The organism is Joostella sp. CR20 (genome assembly GCF_038433465.1).
Classification (GTDB): domain Bacteria; phylum Bacteroidota; class Bacteroidia; order Flavobacteriales; family Flavobacteriaceae; genus Galbibacter.
In genome coordinates this window covers 145,495-166,378 of sequence record NZ_JAESVF010000002.1, presented here as the reverse complement: position 1 = coordinate 166,378, position 20,884 = coordinate 145,495, and the positions used below count along the sequence as shown (strand labels likewise).

General features: G+C 34.8%; 26 protein-coding genes. All 26 read right to left on the bottom strand.

What is annotated here, in order from left to right:
• Positions 1-2 precede the first annotated feature (2 nt).
• The 26 genes from JMA43_RS04955 to JMA43_RS04830 all read right to left on the bottom strand — a co-directional run bounded on the left by JMA43_RS04955 (position 3) and on the right by JMA43_RS04830 (position 20,881).
• A complete protein-coding gene (locus JMA43_RS04955; protein WP_342155273.1) occupies positions 3-2,249 on the bottom strand; it encodes a hypothetical protein in 2,247 nt (748 codons plus the stop codon).
• Entirely contained in the window at positions 2,242-5,136 is a 2,895-nt protein-coding gene (locus JMA43_RS04950; RefSeq protein WP_342155272.1) for a tape measure protein, read from the bottom strand. Before JMA43_RS04950 ends, JMA43_RS04955 begins: the two co-directional genes overlap by 8 nt.
• Before the next feature lies 1 nt (position 5,137).
• Positions 5,138-5,815 (bottom strand): hypothetical protein, encoded by a 678-nt coding sequence (locus JMA43_RS04945; protein WP_342155271.1) that lies wholly within the window; start codon positions 5,813-5,815, stop codon positions 5,138-5,140.
• A 103-nt stretch (positions 5,816-5,918) separates the two neighbouring features.
• Positions 5,919-6,377, bottom strand: coding sequence for a hypothetical protein (locus JMA43_RS04940; protein WP_342155270.1), 459 nt, complete (start codon positions 6,375-6,377; stop codon positions 5,919-5,921).
• A 47-nt stretch (positions 6,378-6,424) separates the two neighbouring features.
• Positions 6,425-7,357 carry a hypothetical protein gene (locus JMA43_RS04935; protein ID WP_342155269.1) on the bottom strand — a complete coding sequence of 311 codons (933 nt, stop codon included), beginning with the start codon at positions 7,355-7,357 and terminating at the stop codon, positions 6,425-6,427.
• Position 7,358: 1 nt separating this feature from the next.
• Positions 7,359-7,541 (bottom strand): hypothetical protein, encoded by a 183-nt coding sequence (locus tag JMA43_RS04930; protein WP_342155268.1) that lies wholly within the window; start codon positions 7,539-7,541, stop codon positions 7,359-7,361.
• Between the two features lie 4 nt (positions 7,542-7,545).
• Complete coding sequence (locus JMA43_RS04925; RefSeq protein WP_342155267.1) at positions 7,546-8,088, bottom strand: hypothetical protein; 543 nt, start codon at positions 8,086-8,088, stop codon at positions 7,546-7,548.
• Positions 8,085-8,702, bottom strand: coding sequence for a hypothetical protein (locus JMA43_RS04920; protein WP_342155266.1), 618 nt, complete (start codon positions 8,700-8,702; stop codon positions 8,085-8,087). The genes JMA43_RS04925 and JMA43_RS04920 overlap by 4 nt, the downstream gene beginning before the upstream one ends.
• Positions 8,703-8,705: 3 nt before the next feature.
• The gene (locus tag JMA43_RS04915) at positions 8,706-9,737 is read right to left on the bottom strand and encodes a hypothetical protein (RefSeq protein WP_342155265.1); all 1,032 of its coding nucleotides are present in this window, start codon (positions 9,735-9,737) and stop codon (positions 8,706-8,708) included.
• 105 nt (positions 9,738-9,842) lie between these two features.
• Positions 9,843-10,658, bottom strand: a complete 816-nt coding sequence (locus JMA43_RS04910; protein WP_342155264.1) for a hypothetical protein — start codon at positions 10,656-10,658, stop codon at positions 9,843-9,845.
• Positions 10,659-10,709: 51 nt separating this feature from the next.
• Positions 10,710-11,033 carry a hypothetical protein gene (locus JMA43_RS04905; RefSeq protein ID WP_342155263.1) on the bottom strand — a complete coding sequence of 108 codons (324 nt, stop codon included), beginning with the start codon at positions 11,031-11,033 and terminating at the stop codon, positions 10,710-10,712.
• Positions 11,020-12,657 carry a hypothetical protein gene (locus JMA43_RS04900; protein ID WP_342155262.1) on the bottom strand — a complete coding sequence of 546 codons (1,638 nt, stop codon included), beginning with the start codon at positions 12,655-12,657 and terminating at the stop codon, positions 11,020-11,022. The genes JMA43_RS04905 and JMA43_RS04900 overlap by 14 nt, the downstream gene beginning before the upstream one ends.
• 74 nt (positions 12,658-12,731) lie before the next feature.
• On the bottom strand, positions 12,732-14,156 hold the full coding sequence (locus tag JMA43_RS04895) for a phage terminase large subunit (protein WP_342155261.1): 1,425 nt from the start codon (positions 14,154-14,156) through the stop codon (positions 12,732-12,734).
• Positions 14,157-14,255: 99 nt separating this feature from the next.
• On the bottom strand, positions 14,256-14,720 hold the full coding sequence (locus tag JMA43_RS04890) for a terminase small subunit-like protein (RefSeq protein WP_342155260.1): 465 nt from the start codon (positions 14,718-14,720) through the stop codon (positions 14,256-14,258).
• Between the two features lie 139 nt (positions 14,721-14,859).
• Positions 14,860-15,009, bottom strand: a complete 150-nt coding sequence (locus JMA43_RS04885) for a hypothetical protein (RefSeq protein WP_342155259.1) — start codon at positions 15,007-15,009, stop codon at positions 14,860-14,862.
• 4 nt (positions 15,010-15,013) lie between these two features.
• On the bottom strand, positions 15,014-15,481 hold the full coding sequence (locus JMA43_RS04880) for a hypothetical protein (RefSeq protein ID WP_342155258.1): 468 nt from the start codon (positions 15,479-15,481) through the stop codon (positions 15,014-15,016).
• Entirely contained in the window at positions 15,478-16,131 is a 654-nt protein-coding gene (locus JMA43_RS04875) for a class I SAM-dependent methyltransferase (RefSeq protein WP_342155257.1), read from the bottom strand. The genes JMA43_RS04880 and JMA43_RS04875 overlap by 4 nt, the downstream gene beginning before the upstream one ends.
• Positions 16,110-16,304 carry a hypothetical protein gene (locus tag JMA43_RS04870; RefSeq protein WP_342155256.1) on the bottom strand — a complete coding sequence of 65 codons (195 nt, stop codon included), beginning with the start codon at positions 16,302-16,304 and terminating at the stop codon, positions 16,110-16,112. The genes JMA43_RS04875 and JMA43_RS04870 overlap by 22 nt, the downstream gene beginning before the upstream one ends.
• 192 nt (positions 16,305-16,496) lie before the next feature.
• The gene (locus JMA43_RS04865) at positions 16,497-17,339 is read right to left on the bottom strand and encodes a hypothetical protein (RefSeq protein ID WP_342155255.1); all 843 of its coding nucleotides are present in this window, start codon (positions 17,337-17,339) and stop codon (positions 16,497-16,499) included.
• Entirely contained in the window at positions 17,320-17,940 is a 621-nt protein-coding gene (locus JMA43_RS04860) for a DUF6291 domain-containing protein (protein WP_342155254.1), read from the bottom strand. The genes JMA43_RS04865 and JMA43_RS04860 overlap by 20 nt, the downstream gene beginning before the upstream one ends.
• Positions 17,941-17,967: 27 nt before the next feature.
• The gene (locus tag JMA43_RS04855) at positions 17,968-18,372 is read right to left on the bottom strand and encodes a helix-turn-helix domain-containing protein (RefSeq protein WP_342155253.1); all 405 of its coding nucleotides are present in this window, start codon (positions 18,370-18,372) and stop codon (positions 17,968-17,970) included.
• On the bottom strand, positions 18,363-18,974 hold the full coding sequence (locus tag JMA43_RS04850; RefSeq protein ID WP_342155252.1) for a recombination protein NinG: 612 nt from the start codon (positions 18,972-18,974) through the stop codon (positions 18,363-18,365). Before JMA43_RS04850 ends, JMA43_RS04855 begins: the two co-directional genes overlap by 10 nt.
• Before the next feature lie 3 nt (positions 18,975-18,977).
• Positions 18,978-19,286 carry a hypothetical protein gene (locus tag JMA43_RS04845; RefSeq protein WP_342155251.1) on the bottom strand — a complete coding sequence of 103 codons (309 nt, stop codon included), beginning with the start codon at positions 19,284-19,286 and terminating at the stop codon, positions 18,978-18,980.
• On the bottom strand, positions 19,286-19,705 hold the full coding sequence (locus JMA43_RS04840; RefSeq protein ID WP_342155250.1) for an NUMOD4 domain-containing protein: 420 nt from the start codon (positions 19,703-19,705) through the stop codon (positions 19,286-19,288). Before JMA43_RS04840 ends, JMA43_RS04845 begins: the two co-directional genes overlap by 1 nt.
• A complete protein-coding gene (locus JMA43_RS04835) occupies positions 19,686-20,396 on the bottom strand; it encodes a lambda exonuclease family protein (protein WP_342155249.1) in 711 nt (236 codons plus the stop codon). The genes JMA43_RS04840 and JMA43_RS04835 overlap by 20 nt, the downstream gene beginning before the upstream one ends.
• The gene (locus JMA43_RS04830; protein ID WP_342155248.1) at positions 20,393-20,881 is read right to left on the bottom strand and encodes a hypothetical protein; all 489 of its coding nucleotides are present in this window, start codon (positions 20,879-20,881) and stop codon (positions 20,393-20,395) included. Before JMA43_RS04830 ends, JMA43_RS04835 begins: the two co-directional genes overlap by 4 nt.
• Positions 20,882-20,884: the final 3 nt, after the last annotated feature.

Below are 20,884 nucleotides of genomic sequence, written 5' to 3'. Positions count from 1 at the left end.
AATTATACGTGTACTTCGATTAATTGCATTTTACTTTGTTCGTCGGTATCAAGTTTTATAAGTCGTCCGTAGTATTCCTCGCCTTTGTAAGTGAATTTTACACGTCCAAAAACATTAGGCACTTCAATGAATGTATTGTTAAATTCTATTCGTGTAACCCCCTCTATTTGATTGAGTATTTTTTTAGTCAATCTAAATTCTAAATTCAAAAGCTTCGGTACAACTAAAGGAAGTTCAAAATCCTTTACTGAATACTCTCCGTTCTCTTTGAGTTCTTTTCCATTAGTGTAGGTTATTAGATTGCTGTTTGCGTTGCTTGAATTAAAACGTACCTTTTTGTTTTGGAAATGAAACAAAGCACAATTAAAAGCGTATGAATGTCCGTACATCATTCTATTAGCAGGCGACAATCTTAAATTCCATGCACTATCTGGGTTAAATATCCCTTTTGGTGCTTGTGAGAAGTCATCTCGCCAATCTCTATGCGTATAACCGTTACCCTCTACTTTTGCGTCGTGCATCCAAATATCTTCATCTCTATCGGTGTCCTCTGTTGGGTAGTCGCTGTATTGTTTACGTCTTGTTATCTCATAACCCATTGCGTCAACTCGATATGGTGTCGTAGCTGTATAAATCTGCTCGGCTCTATCTCTGTACGTTGTAAACTTGCTTTTTCCGTTGTATTCATCAAGTCCGTTAACTTCTTCGTATTCTATATCTCCCTCCATTCCAAATTCTAAAGACTTGAAAAAGTTATCTCCGCTAACTTCATCCGAAACGTTATCTACATTCCCTAAGTCGATGCCTACGAAATTGTTTTGCGTGTATTTGGCATCTTCAACGTAAATAACCTCTTTGTTTCCCTCTAACTTTGTGAACCAAGTAAGCGGTCGCCAATATTGAGCCGCTTTAAAACAATCTTCCCAAGACGTTACAAGCTGTGTTGTTTTTTCTTCTCCGTTTTCATCCTCGTAAACATCTGGGAAATTCCTTGCCCAAAAACCATTGTCAACAACTACATTTTCAAGTTCGCCACCAACCCCGAAAAGAGAAGAACGCACTAAATTTTGTTTTCCTGTAATCTTAGCAGCTAAACGATTGAAAACATCGAACAATTTTATACATTTTCCTGTTGTTACCTCGAACGGTGTTTGGTCTTGTATTTTTAAATCTGCTTGCTCGGCTGTTATGTAGTAATTAGCTTTATTGTCGCTTCCGCCTGTTGCGCCACCATCATAATTTCCATACGAGTAATAACAAATAGATAAACTTTCGCCCTCGTTTACGACTAAATTTTGTTTGCTCCAATTTACTGTTTGTGTTTTGCCTAAAATTGCCGTTGGGGAGTTGAAAATACGTATATTTTCAATCGTTTTTAACTGTATTTCTCCGCTTGCTTCATCGTAGGTGCTCGTTATGAAAATTATCTTAAACAGTTTATCGTCGGCATCATCTTGGTTTATGTCTGTAATTTTAAACTTTAAAGACAAATCAAGATTAATCGTTATCGTTCTGTCGGCTCTTAAAAAGAATTGGTCGCCTGTTCTTTGTGGCGTTCCTACTGTAACATTTTGGCTATGCCCATTATCGCCTGTCGGTATCGCTCGTGTTACTGCTTTTACATCTTCTTGGTGTGAGTTGTAATTTATAACCATTGGAATACCTGCATAAGCATCGGCTCTGGTGTCTCTCCATTCTCCAGAATAAAGAATGAACTGATTGTCGCTTGCATCGGCTTCTAACAAACTACGCCTATCGATTTGTCTTGGTAGTGGAGTAAACTTATAAGTTAACAAACTACCTATATTCTCGCCATCTGCAGAAAACCTATCTTTTAGGTCGTATTCTTGGTCTTTTCTACTGTCAATATCTTGGAAAAGTCCGCCCTCTGTCGCTTCAATCGTAACCCCGCCCGTTTTATAATTCGCTTTTCGGGTTTTTAAATTCAACTCTTGAATAAACGAAAGTTTCATTTGCTCGGCTAAATCTAACGGATCACGTTCAAACTTCAGCAACCTACATCTTACATCTCCCCACGTATTTGACAAGGTGTTTAAATAAGCTGCGCCATCGCCGAAGAACTCTAAAGATATATTCGTCTTTGATGGTATTGATTTACTGTCTGTATCTCGTTCCCAAGACTTCGTATCGTTATCCCACCCTTTCGGCTCTTGCTTTAATAGCTGATAACCTAACTCGTTAGAATCTAAGTAATACGCTACGGTGTTATTTCTTTCGATATTAGCCATAATACGAACGACTGTTTTTTAATTCTACTTTTACGTTGTTGTTTATCGGTCTGTTGGCTAATTTTTTAACTTCTTTCCAAACTTTACTGTTTGAGTTTCTGTTTGCTCGTAATTCGGATAGAATTGCTTGGTCTGCGTTGCTTTCTGTGATTGCTTGACCTTGCGCATTCATATTCATTGCAAAAACGGCTCTTTGTAAATTCATTCCCGTAGCACTTGCAAGAAAATCATCGTAATTTCGGTGTACTTTCGTTCCTTTTGGTACTTTCATTTTTACGTTTTTACCTTGTGGAAAACTTAATTTACCGTTTGGTTCTTCGATTACTTCTTTGTAATTCGCTCCCTTTACACCTAAAGGGTCGTCATTTACGATAATCTCTCCGTTTTCGCCTACTTCTCCACCAGTCCAAAGCTGTGGTATTGTTTGCGCTAAAACTACTCCTGTTTGTAAAGCTGCCGTTCCTACGATAAATGGAATTAATGTTCCTCCTAAAATTGGACCGAGTCCGATTGGTGGTGGTGCTAACGCTGCTATGCTTGCCTGCGCTGCTGTTATAGCTATATCTGCAATCGCTAAACCTTGTCTAACTAAAAACGCTTGTTTCTCTCTTTTTTCACGCTCTTTCTCAAGCTGTAACTCCTTTTTATCTCTCTCGGCTTCGAGTGCGCTTCTTTGTTCTTCGGTTAGATTTTCGTTTGCTAAAAGATTTGTGTAATACTCGTCGTTTTTATCGATTTGTTTGTCAATGCTCGTTACTCTTGATTCGAAAATAGAGTTAATTCCCTCGTAAGCTAAATCTTTGATTGAGTCGTAAAACCTTTGTTCGATTTGTTCTCTTTGGTCTGCATAACGCTGTTGTATTTCTAATTTTTGTTTTTCAGTATCTTTAAAGTTTTCAACATCTTTATCTCTTAGATATTGATTAAATCCTGCTGTTGCGTTATTACCAAATAAATCGTCTTGCGTTCCCGATTTTGTTCCCTCTCCAGAAAAAACATCGTTTAAGGCTTTTTGCCCTTTGGTTAATTTATCAATAGACTTTTCTACTTCATCTATTTGTTCTTGATATTTATTCCATTCATCGGTATTGGTTGCTAAACTTCTTTGCTCGTCCTCTAACTCTTTTTTAGTTTTCTCTAAAGCGTTTAAAGAACCCTCAATTACTTCCTTAGATTCTTTTTTGGTTTGATTGTTTGATATGGTGCTTTTAGTGTTGCTTTTTAAAGCATCTGTGTTACCTACAAGTGTTTGAGACGCCGCTTGAAGTGTTGCGTTTTCTCTTGCAATAGACACATTAAGCTTCTGTATTTCTTCATTGTTGGCGGATATTGCTATTTTATTTGCATGATATTTTATAGGATTAAACCCTAAATTTTTATTTTCTTCTTTTAGCTCTTTATTAGTTTGTTTTAATAACTCTAATTGCGTTTCATATTCATTTCTTCTTTGCGCTGAACTTTGCGCATCAATCATAGCGTATTCCTTTGCTGACTCTCCTAGACTTTCGTAGTATTCTAATTGTTGTTTAAGAACATCATTAAACACCTTTTGAGACACTTCTAAATTTCTTCCCTCTGCTCCTAAATTTAATTGTCGCATACCCTCAACAATACCCGTAACTAAACCTAAAGTTCCTGTTAATATGTTTGTAATCACTCCATCGTTACTAGATAAAGTTTCTACAAAACCAGTCCATGAGTTTGAAAGTCTATTCTGCTCCGCTACTAAAGATTTTACTCTGTCAATAGTATCTAAGCTGTATGTTTTCTCAAGTTCTCTAGCAAACTTCGGAAGCACTTCATCTGCTAGAACATTCCCTAACTCTAATTCTTTATTTAACTCTTGCGTCGTTAAACCCATAGACTTTGCGAGTATTTGAAACGCTCCTGGTAATCTCTCCCCTAACTGCCCTCTTATCTCCTCTGCCTGTACATTTCCTTTCGATAGCATTTGTTCTAAGGCTCTAAAGGCTCCTTGCACATCATCTGCTGATAACCCTAAAACACTTCCTGCTTTTGCTACTTGTCTAAATATATCTTCAGTTTCTTCAATAGTAAGGTTTGTTGTTTTGGCGGATGCTAAGAATTTAGTATAAGATTGTGTTAAGCTTCTAAGTTCAACACCTGCTTCTTCTGAAACATCTCTTAAATAAGCTTTCGTTCTGTTGTAGGCTTCTGTTGTTTCTGTTACCTGCTTCAACGCCATATTCATAGCGTTAACAGCTTTAATATCTTGGTAAATTTGCCTAGCTATCTCGATACCAGAATAAACTCCAAATGCAGCAACTGCTTGTCTAACTAAATTTCCTGTTGCTTTCCATGCTTTACCGTAATTACCTACACTTCTTTGATATTGCCCTGCGGCTGCATCTACACTTTTAAGCCTACGGTCTAAAACTTGTATTTCTCTTTGAAGTCTTTTAGCTTCTTTTGACGCTTGCCCCTCGGTTAACGCTACATCTTTATACTTTCGTCTTAATTGCTCTAGCCTAACGCTCTGTTTTTGATACTCTGTTGAGAGTTTAGAGCTGATTATAGCGTACTCTCTAGCTAATTTATTTCGCTGTTGCGTTTCAAAACGCTCTCTTTGTAGTTCTTTATTTAATTGAGAATTTGCAAGTTTATTTTTAGCTAATTGCGTTTCTAAGGCTTTTAAAAGTCGCTCTCTCTCTCTTAACTCCGCATTTAATTGCTTTGTGTATTGCGTATTTTGATTAACCTTATTATTTACACTTGATGGAGAGTTTGCTCCTATTGTATTTTTGTTAGCTTTTATAAAAGCATCGGTAATATTCAGAACATTCTTATATATGTTCTGTAATTTAGAGTCGTATTGGTCTAAAAGTTTATTTCCCTCTTGTATTGCTGATATTAAATTCTTAGCCATTTTACGCTACGTTTTTATTTTTCATTTCACTAACCGACACCGCATCATTGATAATATAGAGCCACTCTCTTAGCGTTATCTTACTTAAATCAATGTGGTTTTTACCTGTCATTCTCTCAATTTTTACTTTCATCTCAAGAACCGATGTTTTTTCTCCGTTGTCTTTTTTGATTAGTTTCTCAGCTTCGTTTTTCTTTAAGTCGATTCTGTTTTGCGCTGAATTAAGTTGTCTTGATAGTCTGTTTATTTCTTTTTGTAGTGGTTTATTTTGGTTAATTGTAAAGCCTAAAGCCGATAGTCTTTTACATAATTCCTTAAACATATCTTTGTTAACGCCTTGCCCTATTAATTCCAATATTTTATAGGCTATTTCTTTTCTGCTCTCTAAGTAGTTGATTTCTATAATAAGCTGATACAAAATGATTGACTCATTGTTTTCTGTCGCTTTGCACCAATCATTAAACAATTCATTCCAAATAAAAGGCGTGTCAATAGGCAAATAGCTTACTTCTTTCGCTTCATTATACCCAACAACCAACGAATCAAAAACGCCCGTTTCCTGCGCTTGAAAAAAGTTTTTTGCAATTATAGTATCAACGCTTTTATGTAGCGTAAGGTTATAATTATCCTCTATGTTACCGCACAAAATTTTTTTGTGCTTTTTCTTTTTAAAAAACATCTGATTACCTTTTAATTGTTTATAGAGGTCTTAATAAAAACTTCAAAGTGTGAAGTATAATCGCTTTGTATATTCCCCGTAAGGATTCACGATTTTAAGGCGGTCAAATTAACCTCTTTACCATATACTCAATAAGTTCGGGTAATATTATTTCGTTATTTACCCTGTCGTTGTTGGCTTCTGTCATAGTGAAAATATCACCGTAAACTTTTTGTAAAAAAAGCGCCTTTTCATCGGCTGAAAAAATACTATAAGACTTCATGTCTTCAAAAAACAAGTGCATATTGTCAAATAGTCCGCCAGTCCATTCAAAGTTATAAGGTTGTCCTGCTTCTTTTGGCTGTCTTGGTGTGTTATATGGGTCGCTTGCAAATTGCTCTGTTGCTCTTGAATACCTCCCTACAACTTTACCGCTACTATCCTTTCCCTCTGATAACTGATCTTCTTTTATTATTTTAAGAACTTTGTTAACGTTTCTAATCAAAATATCACGTGCTAATTGTGGTAATTCTTTTTTTACCTTTTCAACTTCCGACTGATATTCTAAAATAGCTGTTTCCATTTAAAAAAAGGGGTTAAATAGGGTTAACCCCTTAATTATCTATCTATTTAAACCACTGTTGCGGAAAGTATGTTACTTTGAAATAAAGTGTTATCTAAATTAATAACAGCTTTATTTAATGTTGCGTCGTACTCTCTTACGGTAGTAATTTGATTAGCTGTTAAAGCAGGAATTGTTAACGTGTACTCTCCTGGAGTCGTTGAACTTTCCGTTACTGCTGAAACTGAAACATCTGAACCACCCGACGTAACAACAAAATTAGTTTCGTCCATTCCAGAAACTCCATGCGTACCGTCTAAGTAAGTCGCTCTTACTACTAAGCTTGTATCTCCATCTTGAGGAGCGTTAACAAAAGATAATTTAGTTTGGTAAATACCGTCTAAATTCAAAGCGTTAAACTCTGGTTGAATTAGATTGTGATTTGCGTCTAATTCTTTTCTTTCTGCTAACTGAATAGTAAGAAACTCTTTTTGCGCTTGTGCGCTTGTAGGCATCTGTAATCTTCCGTATTGAACTTGAGTTGTTGTAAACCCTTTAAAAGCATCATTGTCAACCACTCCAATAGTACCTAAGATTTGATTTTCAGCATCTACCATCGCTACGCTCCATCTACGGAAACCGCTTAACGATTCTAAAGCTGAATGAAAATCTAAACCATTTTTAAAGTGGAATCTAAACTTGTACTTACCTAAATTGGTAACTTGTTCTGTTCCGTCTTCGTCGGTTTCAAGAGTATCGTCTGCACTTTGATCTTCAACTTGAGTAACGCCTTTTAAAACAATAACGTTACCTTTTTGTTGTTCTGTTCTGATAAATGACTCTGTGAATTCTTCGTCAGAAGCAAATTCGTAGTCGATAGGCATAAGCATAAGCGTAACAGCTTTTTTAATCTGCTTAATGCAAAACTTAGTGTACCCAGTTCCAAGTACAGAATCTGCGCCACACTCTAATTTGTTTTTTAATTCTGCTAATGTTGACATTTTATATCAATTTTGCGTTTTTATAATTTTTCTCTTGGTCTTTACTTAAATAGACTGTATCGCCTTTTTTCTTTTTAGGCTTACCGTCTTTTGTCGTTCCTACATTCTTTTTTAGAATGTGTTTAGAAGTCTTTGGCTTTGCTTTTTTTACTTCCTTAACTCCTTCTTTTACTTCTTCTGCCATGGTATTAACATTTATTATTAACGTAATAATTTAAAGTTCCAGTAATCGCAAAAACGTGTAAGGGTTGCATATCGTTAAAGTTTAAATTAGACGTGTCTAAACCTCTAAAAACTTGCTCAATACCTTTTTGATAGGTCGCCCCCTCTGTTAATTGAAAACCATTAAAAACATTTGTTCTTAAAACCTCAATAACATCACGCTTAACACTTGCGTCTGCTCTTTCTTCTTCATTAGGTAATACTTTGTTTAAGTTTACCATAAAAGCTATTTTAAGGCTTGTGCTGTAAACTATACCATCTTCCGAAGTGTGTTCGTCTCCGTCGATAAAGAAGAAACAAGACTTGTTATTATACAGCGTTTCTAAATAATTATTCTTGTCTTTACGCCAAACCTCTGGTATCACTTTTCCATCTCTTTCATTCTTATAAACACGTCCGTAACCGTCTAACTCTCCCTGCCATACTTTTAATAATTCATCGTATAAAACAGTTTGAATCTTCTGAATTTCTGTATCTATGTTGTATGTTTTAGATAACGTGTGATTCATGGGTATATAATAGCGTTTTGATCGTCGCTTAAATAATTAGGCAAACGGTGTGTAAATGAGTCTAAAGCCTTACCAGTATCTAACTCGTCCTTAACCTTTTCAATTTCAAAACCGTATCTAGATTTTAAACCAATAAACGTCGGGAAGTTTTCGTTTGCTCTTGCGCTTGTACTGTCAGCATTTCCGTTTAATTCAAAAAACAATTTTTGCTGATATTCCTTTGTAATTCTTTGCGTTCTGTTTGACTGTTTAGACGTTATTACTAACTCGCCTATAATGATAGCCATACGCTTAGAAATTAAAGCGTCAAATAAATTCTCCCTATCGGTTAAAATGTTATCTCTTACGTTTGAAAATCTAAAAACATCGGTTAAAACTAAGATGATAGCCTGTCGCTTTAAATCCGACAACTTCTCGTTAAATTGCGCTTCGTTTGCGTTCTCAATTTCCATTGCGTAATAAATATTATCTAAACTTACACATGCGTGTTCATCTTGAAAATATAAACCACTCTCGGAAACTTGATTTGAAGCGTCCACGGTATAAACAGAATCGGTCGGCTGTTTCCAACCGATTCTATTAATTAACATATCTCTTAGTTCTACCAATGTCATTTGTTAAGGATTTGCAGGTGCGTCGATAATACCAACCTCAAAGATTGTAGACTCATTCTCTACACTTAAAGGTGCTTTATTGAAAGATAAATCAACCGACAATTCCCATTCTGTTACAACATCTTGAGTATCTCCCCCAGTCGCTTGTGTGTCTGCTCTTTGAGAATACCCATGAATAGCAAATGTTAACCCGCTTAATGGGTCTACCATTGAACCGTAACCACCAAGAACAGACTCGTAATCTCCGTAACCCTCTCTATTTTGGCGAGGAATCCAATCAATTACTCCAATTGTTCCTTTTGGAATGAAATAACCTACTCCCTCAGTGTAAGTAGCGTCGGTAAGCGTTAAAGCTTCCCATAACTCAACACCTGCTTTTTGATAAGCTGTGTTTACGCTATTTCCTGCTCCTTGGAATAAATAGTGCTCCGCTTCCATAAATAAAACTGGATCAAGGATTAAATCCGCCGTTCCCTTGTAGTAGTTTTGGCGAAGCATTGATTTACCCGCTTGAATAAATCTTGCAATATCATCCGTGCCAATTTCGAAAACATTTGCAGTAGCATCCCAAACACCGTTCTTAGTAGCAACGTTAACCTCTGTTTTGTTCGTTCCTAAATAAGTAAGTGCCGCTTCGTCTGCTGCCTCGTAAATATTTTTAATCATATTTTCGAGTTCGTTTGCAAGAATTTGAGCGTCGTTAAATAGGTTGTTGTCTCCTCTTTTTAATGAAGTTTGACACTTATCTGAAAAAGTAGTGTAGCTTACCGCTACCTCGCTTGAATCTCCAACTGAACCAATATGGTTGTATGCTCTCGCACCTCCGTTTGTTCTTTTTGTTCTGTTTTGGAAATAAGCCTTTTCAGGTCTATTTACTTGTGTTCTTAATTCCCCAATATTTGGAATCGCTAAGTCTGTATTCTCTCTGAACGCTCCAAACACGCCTGTTGCTTTTAATCTTTTTTCAGCTTCGGCAAAACGGTCTTTAAGAATTAATTTTGCTTCTGCTAATACTGAAGCTGCATAATTTGCCATTTTTATAATTTTTAAGTTAAATAATAATAGCGGTATCTTGCCTTTTAATCTGTGCCATTTTCTCGGCGTGTGAAGTCTTTAGCCTTTTTAAAGCTTGCTATGCTTTTATGCCTCTTTTTGAGACTGTCTAAACGCTTGGTAATCCTCGTCATACTTTGATGAAGTTACAGAAGCGTTTGGATTTTCTTTTTTCCATTTCTCTTGAAAGTCTTGCGGTGTTTTTATCCCTGCGTATGGATTTGAACCTCCAGGCTCATTTCCTCCACCTCGTCCAGAAACTCCTTTTGCAAAACCCTCTTTTGCTACGTACTCAGTAAATACACTGTCAATAGTTAACGGCTCTTGCGTTTTATCGTCTTTCAACTTCTGACCGTTCTTTGTTACAAATACCTTTCCGTCTTCTTCAATAATTTGGTGCTCACTATTAAAAAGCGTTATGATCGCATCGCTTTTAATAGTTGTTTCTTTTGGCATAATTCCTAAAAGCTGATTTCTTACTTTCTGCGTTCTTAACGTTGTGGTAAGATTTTCTTTTTCAGTTTTTAATGCTCCTAATTCTTTTTCGAAAGCTTCTTTTTGCTTTTTTAAGTCTGCTTCAAGTTCAATAACCTTTTCGTTATTTCCTTTTGAATACTTAGTTTTTAATTGCTCGTTATGATGGTTTAAAAATGCTTTTACATCTTTTCCCTCAAAATCATAACTGTGTTCTTTTTTTAGTTCTTTAACAAGCATTTCAACACCTGCCTCTTTTCCCTCGTTATACTTAGAACCGTCTCTTTTGGTTAACTGATCCTCTGTAAATAACTCCCCCTCTGGAATTAGCAACGATTTTTCTTCGTCGCTTTTTAGAATTTCTAATAAATTCTTTTGGTCTATCCCTAATAACTTGGATAATTTTTCTTGTGATGTTGTATCTAACATAATGTTCGTTTTCTTTAGGCATTATCTTGCCTTGTGATTGATGATGATTGATTAAGCTTTTTCAGCTTCTTCGATTTTTTTAATTAAAGTTTCGGCTTTTGTTGCGTGGTGTGGCTTTTCTCCGAATAGTTCTTCGTATTTCACTCTTAAAGTGTTTAGCTCTGTTTCTGACTCTTTTACTTCCTCTACTTCTTCGTAAGCAGTAAAAGTAATTATCTTGCCGTCTTTGGATTTTTCAGCTTCTTCGATAGCGTGCTTACTATCTGTTACTAAATTATCAGCAATCGAGTCCATTACTTTTTTCTCTCCGATTAATTCGGATTTAATTTCTTTGCCTTTTTGAAAGGTTACTTTTGTAGCTTTAAGCTTCTTCATTTTCTGTTAGTTTTAAATTATCATTAAAATATTTATCAAAAGAAGCTTTTAAAACGTCATAAGATTGCGAGTAGTCAATTTCTGTCTCGCTGTTCCAGTCGGAAAATAAAAGTTTCTTCTGTATCTGCTCCTTAGTAGCCATGTCCTTTAAATCTGATAAGGAATAATGAGGAAAAGGCTCTAAGTAAAATTCTTTTAATTTTTGATCTAGCATTTTGTTATCATTGTGATACTCTGCTGATAAAAATTGTTTATATAAATAATCAAGCGTTGTTATTGGCGCTTGCTTCTCTTTTGCTGTGATATACTTCTCCCATAAAACGTCTGGAGTCTCAACCATGTAGCGTCTACCCCATTTACTCGAAATACTTGTTACCCCCTCTGGGTACATGATTTCAGCCATGTATGTAATTAACGCTTCTTCTATGCGCTCCCCAGTGCTTGTAATCGTATTTAATGTATCGTTAACTGGTTGTGCGTCGATAAATCTTCCTGTCGCTGTATTGCTTTTCTCATCGCTTATGTGTGTTCCCCAAATAGCAAAGTGCATATCTCTTTTCATGCTTTGCATTTCTTCAACTTGCTTTTCCCAAGTCTTTAAGTCTGGCTGAACAAATCCTGCTAAATCTGGCGCTAACTTCGGTTGATCGCTGTTTTTTGGAATTGGTAAGTTAATACCGTCGGAAACATCGTGCGTTTTCTTTAATCCAGTACCGCTACAAGTCGGACACGTTACCATTTTGGTATTATCCTGCGGGTCTTTTATCTGACCTTTACCGAAGCAAGTAGTACAATTAGTAGAATACTGCCAATATCTCGGAAAACCGTGTAAAAACTTGTAAATAGAATGTACAGAAGAATCTCGCATGTATTCTTTTAAAATCTCGTCTATTTTATTGATAAACGAAAGTTTCCCACTTGTTTTTTTATCTACAATATCCGAAGCAATCACAGCAGGAACGAATCCTAAGTTGTGATTAATAACCTCGTTTTCTTCCTCTGTATATTCTTTAATCTTTTGGTTTGAATCTAAATAGTAAAGTCCGTCGGTGTTATCGTCGTAAATTCGATAAACAATTTTAGTTATCTTTCCTTTATCGTCTTTTACTTCTTTGTATCTTAAAACTAAATATTCGATTTTACCCCATGTAACAAGGTAGTCGTAAATAACATTAATACTCTTGTAAGTCGGGTAAGCTATGCCGTTATCGTCTGACTCTACAAGTAGTACAGCGTTCGGGTCGCAAATGTAAGCGTCTAACCAATAGTTTTGCATCCATTGGCGAATACTTCCACCATCTGGCAGTTTACTTAAATGCTGTTTGAATTTGTCCTCGTTAGCTTTAGCTTTTAACTCGATTTCTAAATTAGAACCAGAAGCACTGAACACTTTTTCACTCGGCTTTATTAAATCACTTACTAAGTCTTTTGTAGACCTCGCAATTTTACGTCTTAAATCCTTTTGCGAGTCGTTTTCATAATTCTTTACTTGCTCCAATTCAGAAGCAACATCGCCACCATGACAATAAATATCAAGGACTTTATGACTCGCTTTAAACTCTGAAATATCAGAATTACGAGGATTTTTTAATATTTCTTCTTTATCTGTAAGACTTAAAACCATTTAAAATGTGATAGTTATAGGCAAATATAATAAAATTATTTAGAATGATTCTAAATAAGAAAAATTATTTTCAATTAAAAGTGTATAGTGTATTCTTGCTCGTTCCAACTCATGTGCGCATATCTTGCCCCATCAAAGAAATGATTGTAATTGTCTTCTGGTTGATTGATTGAAATACCGTTAATTTCTTTCATCTTGTAGTTTTCCTGCTCTTTTTTGGCTTCTTTATAAAGTCTTGATTTAACGATGTTAATTCGTTTCTTCTTCATTGACGTAAGCCAAAACATTACAGACTTCTTTTTGCGAACTTTATTAATACTCCAGCCTAAATCACTTAATGACCTTACCATTTCAACCGCTCCGTTGTTTTCGCTCGTGTATCTATCCGAACTATCGGCTGTTATAGGTAAGTGCTTTTCAATACCTATTTCGTTCAAAAAACTATCAATTTCCTCAGGGGTTTCTGTCGGACTGTAAAGAAGCAATTCTAAATAAATATCTGTCTCGTCCTCAGCGTATTTAACTAATGTTGTGGGGTCGGTTGTAAAGCCAAAATCCATTCCGTAAGTATACCCTAAATCTGGGAACTCATCTATATATCTAACGTTATTAAATACAAGTCCTTTCATTGCTCCACGTAATCCTAAGCCGTACACTTTCCACATAAATTCGTCAGCAGTTCCATGATCTACATTTGTCGGGTGTGGTGGCGGTTGGTTTGTGTCCGATATAGGTTCTCCGTTATAAAAAATTTCACTACCTATAACCTCGTAGCTATTTGGCAACCAAGGTTCATACGATAGAATTTCGTTTCTTTGATTTGCCGATATAAAAGGGTTATCGTTGAATGTAGTACGTAAGAATGTAACATCTGGACGAGGAATAACAGAATCAAAAATATAATGATCCGTTACACTAGGGTTATAATCACACCACCAGAACTTATTACAACGCATTTTAAGCTGATTAAAAACGTCTTTAGGTATGTGCATTGCTTCGTTAAAGAAAATATAATCAGAACCCGCACCGTGTTTCTTTCCTATCTTATCAGAACCAAGAAAATTAATTTGATTTTTACCTATTTTAAAGCTTTTTACCTCTTGCGCTGTATGGAATGGATTAGGGATGTTAAAGTCATCTAAACGTTGTTTAAAATCAAGATAAAGCGTAGTTTTAAATTCTGCGTATGTTTCTCTAACAATGTTAATTGTACAGTTAGTTTCTACTTCTGTACAAAGCCAAATTATTACATCTACACCAGACCAAGTTTTACCGCTTCTTGAACTTCCCTCTAATACAGCGCCTACATAACCATCTAAAAGTTTTGGCTTTCCGTTCTCGTCAAATCCCCATTTTTGAGAATTAATTGCGTTATAAAGTTCTTTATAATTCGGATTTGTCTTATCTGTGAAGTCTGTAAGACCTTTTTTAAGTCGAAATATACGCTGTTCTTCCAGTAATCTATCTAATTCCTCTATTTCGGCAACTGTTAAAGTCATAAGTTAGCTTTTTACAGTTGATTAGTTATTGAACCTCTAGCGTTATTTTTTAAGTGGTTTTTAGGTGTTTTGTCGGTAATTTATTAGACTCCGAGAACTTTAAGCGTTACTTTTTGCTTTTAAAAGTAGTTCATTAATTCGTTTTTGTCGTTCTTCCTCGGACATGTTAACACTATCCCCATTAGTTGTAACATCTAATTTATCGCCGTACTTCTTCGGGTTCATCTTTGACAAAACCCATTTACGAGCGTCTATTTTTAATTTAGACCGCTGAATAGCGTTTCCGTCTATCTTAATCGCTCCATCTTCTGAAACACTTACATCAGCGTTGTTTTCGTCTGCTATAGTTAGAATATCATCGAATATTTGCTCCTCTCTAACCTCGCACGCGCGCGCGTAATTGTCAGCAAATCCATCTCTCTCTTTTAACCATTTATAAAAAGTATCTCTGCTAGGAGTATCGGAATAGTTATCTAAGATAAATTTAACAGACTCCCCGCTTTCTATTCTTTTCAAAACATTGCTAAACATTTCGTTCACTTCTTCGTCTGTGTAAGCGCTCATTGTTTTTACTATTAAATAATCTAAATTAAAAAAGGCGCTGACGTCATTTGACATCTAACGCCCTCTTATAACTAACCAACCAACTTACTACAAATATACAAAAATAATTTAGAATGATTCTAAATAATGAAATATTTTTTTAATTATTTTCTTTCAACACTTCTATTGCTTTATCGATTGCCTGTCCTATTAACGTGGGTCTTGGTGGTTTGTATTTTGATGGCACGTTTACATCTCTGCGCCATCTGTTGAATTGTTGGAGTATTTCTGATGCTTCTTTTGTTGTCATTTCCTTAATCTTTAAATTCGTTAAAATTAGTCCAGTCTTTCTCAACACACACAAGCGTTAAGTACCCTATTATATCGGCTACATCGTTTTTATGTAGTTTATCGCTGTTTTTAATTCTTGCTAGTTTATCGTCTAATCTTGTGCCTACTTTGGTTTTGTTGCTGAAAATTTCCAAAGGTTCTAAAGCTGAATTCCCATACTTTTTATTTTTGTATTCAAGTAAATCGGCTAAACTGTTTAATGTTTCTTTGAATTTTGATTGCGGGTTTTTATACTCGATTATTTCGGCGAGTCGGTTATTTTTTGCGTCGTATAATAAAATATCTCCGCCTTTTGCTTTAACCCAAAAATTATTAAAATAAACATGCACACCCTCAATTAGTTCTGATACGTCATAAACATCCCAATCTTCCAAACACCTAACTACTTTCGCATCTTTAAAATGCTCTTTTACTTCTTCTATTGTTTTCATAACAATTCAAGTTGTTTTAGTTCGTTTTGTTTTTTAATATTCAAAGCTGTTTGAAGAATAGTTTTACCCGCTTCATAATCAACTAAATTGCGTGCTATTTTATTTAACGGTTGTTTACCTTTGTATTTTCTAAAATCGTAATCGTGGAATTTGCAAAGTTTATTAACTTCGTCTTTTGCTGTGCTTATACCTATTGTTTTTCTTTCCTTTAAATCATTAGGCAAGTTAAAGTTAGTCCAGTATAAATGTCTACCTCTTTTTTTAGCCGGTATTAGAGGTGTATAGTAAGGGATTACATTTTCTACTACATACTTCCCCTCAAAAAAATTATCTAAAAATATTATTTCTTGGTATAATTTCATGTCCGGGTACTTCATTTTTATTTTATTTTTATTTGAAGTAACCAAACGACTATGCGTAGGGCATGGCGGACTTGTCCATATAAAATCAAATCCCTTGTAATGGTCTAATAGATACTGATGAGCATCTGCAATAATTACTTTATCATTTGGAAATCGCTCTTGATATAATTTAGCTAATTCTGAGTCTAGTTCAACTGCGGTTACTTCGATGTTGTCGTAAACTTCATTCCATTTGTATCTATTACCACCAAGACAAGCGTATAGATTTAAAATTTTGTATTCTTCCATTTTTTAAATTGACTAAAGTTTTTTTGATAAAAAATATATTCCCATCCTTTGGCTCTATCCATAGTTAAAGCCTTAGAGTATTGCATTATCTTTTTTACAGTTTTCTTACCCTTTATTGCTATTACTTCTATTTCTGTTTCGGGTGGTAAGGTGTTAAAGTCTTTTTTAGGCATTAATTAAAATATCTGTTTAAGTCTTTTTCTGTCCATCTAATACACTTTACAAGCGTTTCTGTCGTTATTGATTTGCCTACACTCAATCGGTATAATGTTGACCTTGCTATCCCTATTTCTGAACAAACTTGCTTTTCACTCATTGAGTTTTTAAACTGTTTATTCTTTATATCCATGTTCAGAATGTCCTGCCTAAATACCATCCTTAACGAGTTTTAAAAATTCTGCTTGGTTCATGTTTTTTTTAGTAAAAAAATCTCTTAAAACAAGGCATTTATACAGCTTTTCGACTGCTTTCGATTCAGTTGTTAATCTTGCGCCCTCTCGGTAGGTTTCTGCATACTCTTTGCTTTGCCTTTTTCCGTTTTTATCGAGTTCTTTTAGTTTATTTCGGTACTCGCTTTGAAGAATTACTAAGGCGTTTTTCTTTTTTAAATCGTACCAATTTTGGAACTGTTGGTATGGCTTTAAAAATTTTAATTCGATTAGCGTATCAAAGGCTGTATAATAGTTTTCTTCTACTTTTCCAGACTCTAAAAAACACTCGTGCGCTAATAATAGATTTTCAATAGCGTATTTTCTTTTTTCTTCCAAACTCATTTCAGGCGTTTTAAAAGCGTTTTTCTTTCGGTAATAAGCATCTAGCTCACTTTTCTTTTTTTCTTCGTAAGAACGCATTACACGACCAAATACGACCGCATTAACGCTTTGAGTGACTAACATCGGTTTACCATTTTCGTAAAAATCGCCACGAACGTACATTTCGAATGCTAATTTTATTTCTTGGAAAGTCCATTTGCCGTGTGAGCTGAAAATATGCTTTGCAAGTTCCGTATGGTGGTCTGTTTGGTCTTTTGCGTTCACGCCAAGAAGATTTAAAAGCCATTCAACAAGGTTTACGCAATTTGTTAAGCGCATATCTTCTGGATAATCTCGTAATTTTACGTTTTCCATTGCAACTGCCATTTGTGGCTTGTTTGCCATTTGTACAATCTGAACCGAAACGTTTTCTGGTTTAATTAGTGCTACTTCCATAGATTCTCTCTTTAAATGCTTGTGCGGCTGTTTTACTTTCTTTTTTTGCGGAACTTTTTTCTTTTTTTACGAACCAGTTTTTAAAGTATGTTACATACTCTTTTTCTTTTTCTAAAAATCTGTTTTTGTCTTTTAGGTTTTTTGTGAATTTTTCTAAACCATCAAAAAGTTCATTTTTTGAAATTCCGTTATTATCACAAAAAGCGTTTACCAATTTTTCATTTTTAATGTATTTTTTTTTGAGTTCGTCGACGTCGATTAATACATCATCATCTACATTATCATTTACATTTACATATACATTATCATTTACATTAGGTATTGGTTTGGTTTTTGTTTGGTTATCGTTAGGTTTCTGTTCGGTTTTTTTTTTAGTTGGTCTACCTCCTTTTTTTCCGTTCTCAAACCTCTGATTATTAGAGTCTATCTGCGGTTTTACAAGAGTGAAAATCGCCTTTGCGACTGGCTTTAGATTTTCAGTTGTTTCTCCATTTAAGCTATACTCCATTATAGCTGTGAGCACTTCTCCCTGAATATCTCTCGGCAACTCTTTAATACCTTCATAAAAGCTTCGGTAAAAAATAAAACTGTCTCTTTGCATCTTGGTTATTGTTTGGTTTTAATTAGGTTATTTTAGGTAGTTATTTTCATACATTGTATTAACCTCGGATATAGCTAGTAAGTCTACATTTCTAACTACAATTCTTGTAGTGTCTAAAGACTTTCTTAAATCGTCAATAAATATTTCAATTCCTTTTATATCTTCTTTTATGTCTTTATAAATCTTTAATTGACTTTTGATTTTATTTCTGGCATGAAGCACTGTTGCGTGGTCTATTTTTTTATACCCTAAAGAAGCAGGATAATAACCTATTTCATTAAGTGATTTCTTTGTGTGTTTACAGCATAAAAAAAGAAATACGTGTCTTTTTTCTACAACCTCTTTCTTTCTGGTATTTTTGAGTAAATCCCCAGGACTTAAATCGTAATAAGCATTAACTGCGTCGTAAATTGTGTCTATATCTATTGGCATAACTCTTTAATTAATTTTCTTGCTTTTAATCGTATGGCTTTTAGTTCTTCTCTGCTCCATTTTTTAATGGTACGGTGGTCTAATTCTGCCTTTTTCTTTAATTCGTTAAACCTTTGCTCCCCTATGCGTTTAGGTAGGTTTAATTCGTACTGATTTAAGTTTCCCTCTAATCTTAGATTACACTTTTCACATTGTCCGTGTATGTTGTCAAAATTGAATTTTAAAGAAGTGAACAACTCAGCTTTGTAATAGTGTCCTGCTTGAAAATTACTTTTATAAGGCGTGTTACAGCTAATGCAAGGCTTGTCTTTATCTCGCTTCCTTACGTACTCGTGTACGATTGTTTTTGTGCTTTCTAAGTGAGTAATTAACTTATCTCGGTTCTTCTTTTCTGCTACTGCCTTTTCTAATTCTCGGCGTGGCTTTGTAGCTTTTAAAGTTGCTTTTTCAAGTAAAATCTTCCCTGCATCGGTGTTAAGGATAAAATCTGCATAGCAACTTTGGCATAAACCGTATCTACGATAGATAGTTTCTTTTCCGCATCCTTTTTGCCCTTTGGCTTTTCCTATCCCAACACAGGGTTTAGATTTTGTTTTTAGCATAGTTTAAAAAGGCAAGTCATCATCGTTACTATCGGCTTGTACTGGTGTGGCTTGTGCTTCTTTTTTCTCTGCTACAACAATACTTCCATCAGTCCAGAAGCATTTTCCATTACCTACATAATACTTACTTTTTCCTGCTTCTCTATCTTCTTTAGATTGACTTACCCAAGCAGACAAATTTTGTCCGTAATCGTTTGTTTCGTTGTTTAATGAAACGGTTAAATTAACTCCGTTATCTCCTTTTTTTTCTACTACTTCAAGTAGTTTTTTTAAGGTTTCTTTTTTAATGTAAATACTTGATAAACTGCTCATTATTGTAAATTATAAATGTTAATTCTATTTATTTTTAAACTTTTTCTCATTTTATCTGTAACTTTCTTTAATCCATTGTCCCAAGCGTGGTAATGGTTTTCGCTCCTGGTTAAATATTCAAGGTTACTTAGCTTATTATTAGCTTTGTTTCCGTCTCTATGGTTTACATCTAAATCGCTTTCTCCTATAAAAGCCATAGAAACTAATCTATGTAAGTAAAATGTCTTTTGCTTGTTGTTTTTATAGAGTTTAACTCTGATATACCCGTCTTTAGATTGCCTTGTTTTCATGATTTTATCATCGTACCATCTTTTACCGTAGAATTTTCTTTTAGATTTTATTCTACCCATATTTGATACTTGGTATTTATCTTCATACCCTACAACATCTAACCATTTTTCATCTTTTAAGTTTCTCATTATTAAGTATGTTTATTATTTTCTCCTTTACCATCTCCATTACCAAGGAAATACCATTTATAACATTCTCATCTCTTTTAACACGAATTACATTTAATTGAAGCTCATCTATTAAGTCCGGGTCAAAAGTTATATAGTCGCACCATTCTCTGTCCGTTATCCATAAGTACCCTTGTATTTGATAAAAATGGTCTTCGTTATATATTTTATTCTCTAAAAGACTGTATAAGTGATTACCGCCATTCCAAGGGGATTTAACTTCTATCAAACCATCATCGTTTACAAAACCATCTGGAGTACCTCCTATAAATTCATCAAATCGGATAAATTCCTGTGCTGATTTTACTTTATTCCCTGTACGCTCTATGTACTTTTCAATAGCTTTTCCCTCATAATCGTTTCCATGCTCCATCTCACGGCTTGAAATATTTAATCTTCCAAGTCCGTTAGATATATTTCCAGATTTTAAAAGTCTTTCCCAAGCTATTTTATAGATTAGTGTTTGTGCTGTTTTATTCGTTGATAAAGTGAAGCTTTTACGGTCTTTTGACTTAACTACAAGCTTACCGAAGTTTGAGCCTGTAATCATTCCAAGTCTTTTAACCTCCCAACTGTCCTCATCAACTTCTGGATTTTCTACTATTGGAAAATCTTCATAAGTATCTTTTCCTATTTCATCTATCCAACTCATAATGTTTCATTTCTATTTAAGTGTGAACCAAATAATTTTCCTATTTTTTTAGCCGCGTTATTAACTGCAAAACTCATAGCTGCAGGAACATTTTTATGTAGTGCTTTAGAGTTTATTTTCGTCCAATCGGTTGGATGCGCTCCTTTTTGAACTTCAACAGGAACAGCACCAATTCCAGAATACGTAAGCCATTGCCCTAAGATTGGATGATAAACTTTTAAGTTTACGCTAATTACCACGCTGTTACCTATAAGTTTCGGCTCTCCGTGCTGTTCTACTTGCCAAAAAGGAAATATTTTACTTAATAATTCTTCCGTAATTCCAATAGGTAAATATTTAGCGTTGTTTGCGTATGGGTTTGCTTTTACCCAAGCGTTTTTTGGGTTCGTTCCCACTATCTTTTTATAACTCTCAAGTGAGTTATATAACTGCTCTCCTTTTTCGTTCAAAGGAAGTATTTCGTCTGTGGTTATTAATTCGCTCATCGG

Excerpts from the sequence above, each read along its gene's own strand:
- JMA43_RS04955 (WP_342155273.1), bottom strand. The coding sequence starts at position 2,249 with ATGGCTAATATCGAAAGAAATAACACCGTAGCGTATTACTTAGATTCT.
- JMA43_RS04950 (WP_342155272.1), bottom strand. The coding sequence starts at position 5,136 with ATGGCTAAGAATTTAATATCAGCAATACAAGAGGGAAATAAACTTTTA.
- JMA43_RS04945 (WP_342155271.1), bottom strand. The coding sequence starts at position 5,815 with ATGTTTTTTAAAAAGAAAAAGCACAAAAAAATTTTGTGCGGTAACATA.
- JMA43_RS04940 (WP_342155270.1), bottom strand. The coding sequence starts at position 6,377 with ATGGAAACAGCTATTTTAGAATATCAGTCGGAAGTTGAAAAGGTAAAA.
- JMA43_RS04935 (WP_342155269.1), bottom strand. The coding sequence starts at position 7,357 with ATGTCAACATTAGCAGAATTAAAAAACAAATTAGAGTGTGGCGCAGAT.
- JMA43_RS04930 (WP_342155268.1), bottom strand. The coding sequence starts at position 7,541 with ATGGCAGAAGAAGTAAAAGAAGGAGTTAAGGAAGTAAAAAAAGCAAAG.
- JMA43_RS04925 (WP_342155267.1), bottom strand. The coding sequence starts at position 8,088 with ATGAATCACACGTTATCTAAAACATACAACATAGATACAGAAATTCAG.
- JMA43_RS04920 (WP_342155266.1), bottom strand. The coding sequence starts at position 8,702 with ATGACATTGGTAGAACTAAGAGATATGTTAATTAATAGAATCGGTTGG.
- JMA43_RS04915 (WP_342155265.1), bottom strand. The coding sequence starts at position 9,737 with ATGGCAAATTATGCAGCTTCAGTATTAGCAGAAGCAAAATTAATTCTT.
- JMA43_RS04910 (WP_342155264.1), bottom strand. The coding sequence starts at position 10,658 with ATGTTAGATACAACATCACAAGAAAAATTATCCAAGTTATTAGGGATA.
- JMA43_RS04905 (WP_342155263.1), bottom strand. The coding sequence starts at position 11,033 with ATGAAGAAGCTTAAAGCTACAAAAGTAACCTTTCAAAAAGGCAAAGAA.
- JMA43_RS04900 (WP_342155262.1), bottom strand. The coding sequence starts at position 12,657 with ATGGTTTTAAGTCTTACAGATAAAGAAGAAATATTAAAAAATCCTCGT.
- JMA43_RS04895 (WP_342155261.1), bottom strand. The coding sequence starts at position 14,156 with ATGACTTTAACAGTTGCCGAAATAGAGGAATTAGATAGATTACTGGAA.
- JMA43_RS04890 (WP_342155260.1), bottom strand. The coding sequence starts at position 14,720 with ATGAGCGCTTACACAGACGAAGAAGTGAACGAAATGTTTAGCAATGTT.
- JMA43_RS04885 (WP_342155259.1), bottom strand. The coding sequence starts at position 15,009 with ATGACAACAAAAGAAGCATCAGAAATACTCCAACAATTCAACAGATGG.
- JMA43_RS04880 (WP_342155258.1), bottom strand. The coding sequence starts at position 15,481 with ATGAAAACAATAGAAGAAGTAAAAGAGCATTTTAAAGATGCGAAAGTA.
- JMA43_RS04875 (WP_342155257.1), bottom strand. The coding sequence starts at position 16,131 with ATGGAAGAATACAAAATTTTAAATCTATACGCTTGTCTTGGTGGTAAT.
- JMA43_RS04870 (WP_342155256.1), bottom strand. The coding sequence starts at position 16,304 with ATGCCTAAAAAAGACTTTAACACCTTACCACCCGAAACAGAAATAGAA.
- JMA43_RS04865 (WP_342155255.1), bottom strand. The coding sequence starts at position 17,339 with ATGGAAGTAGCACTAATTAAACCAGAAAACGTTTCGGTTCAGATTGTA.
- JMA43_RS04860 (WP_342155254.1), bottom strand. The coding sequence starts at position 17,940 with ATGCAAAGAGACAGTTTTATTTTTTACCGAAGCTTTTATGAAGGTATT.
- JMA43_RS04855 (WP_342155253.1), bottom strand. The coding sequence starts at position 18,372 with ATGCCAATAGATATAGACACAATTTACGACGCAGTTAATGCTTATTAC.
- JMA43_RS04850 (WP_342155252.1), bottom strand. The coding sequence starts at position 18,974 with ATGCTAAAAACAAAATCTAAACCCTGTGTTGGGATAGGAAAAGCCAAA.
- JMA43_RS04845 (WP_342155251.1), bottom strand. The coding sequence starts at position 19,286 with ATGAGCAGTTTATCAAGTATTTACATTAAAAAAGAAACCTTAAAAAAA.
- JMA43_RS04840 (WP_342155250.1), bottom strand. The coding sequence starts at position 19,705 with ATGAGAAACTTAAAAGATGAAAAATGGTTAGATGTTGTAGGGTATGAA.
- JMA43_RS04835 (WP_342155249.1), bottom strand. The coding sequence starts at position 20,396 with ATGAGTTGGATAGATGAAATAGGAAAAGATACTTATGAAGATTTTCCA.
- JMA43_RS04830 (WP_342155248.1), bottom strand. The coding sequence starts at position 20,881 with ATGAGCGAATTAATAACCACAGACGAAATACTTCCTTTGAACGAAAAA.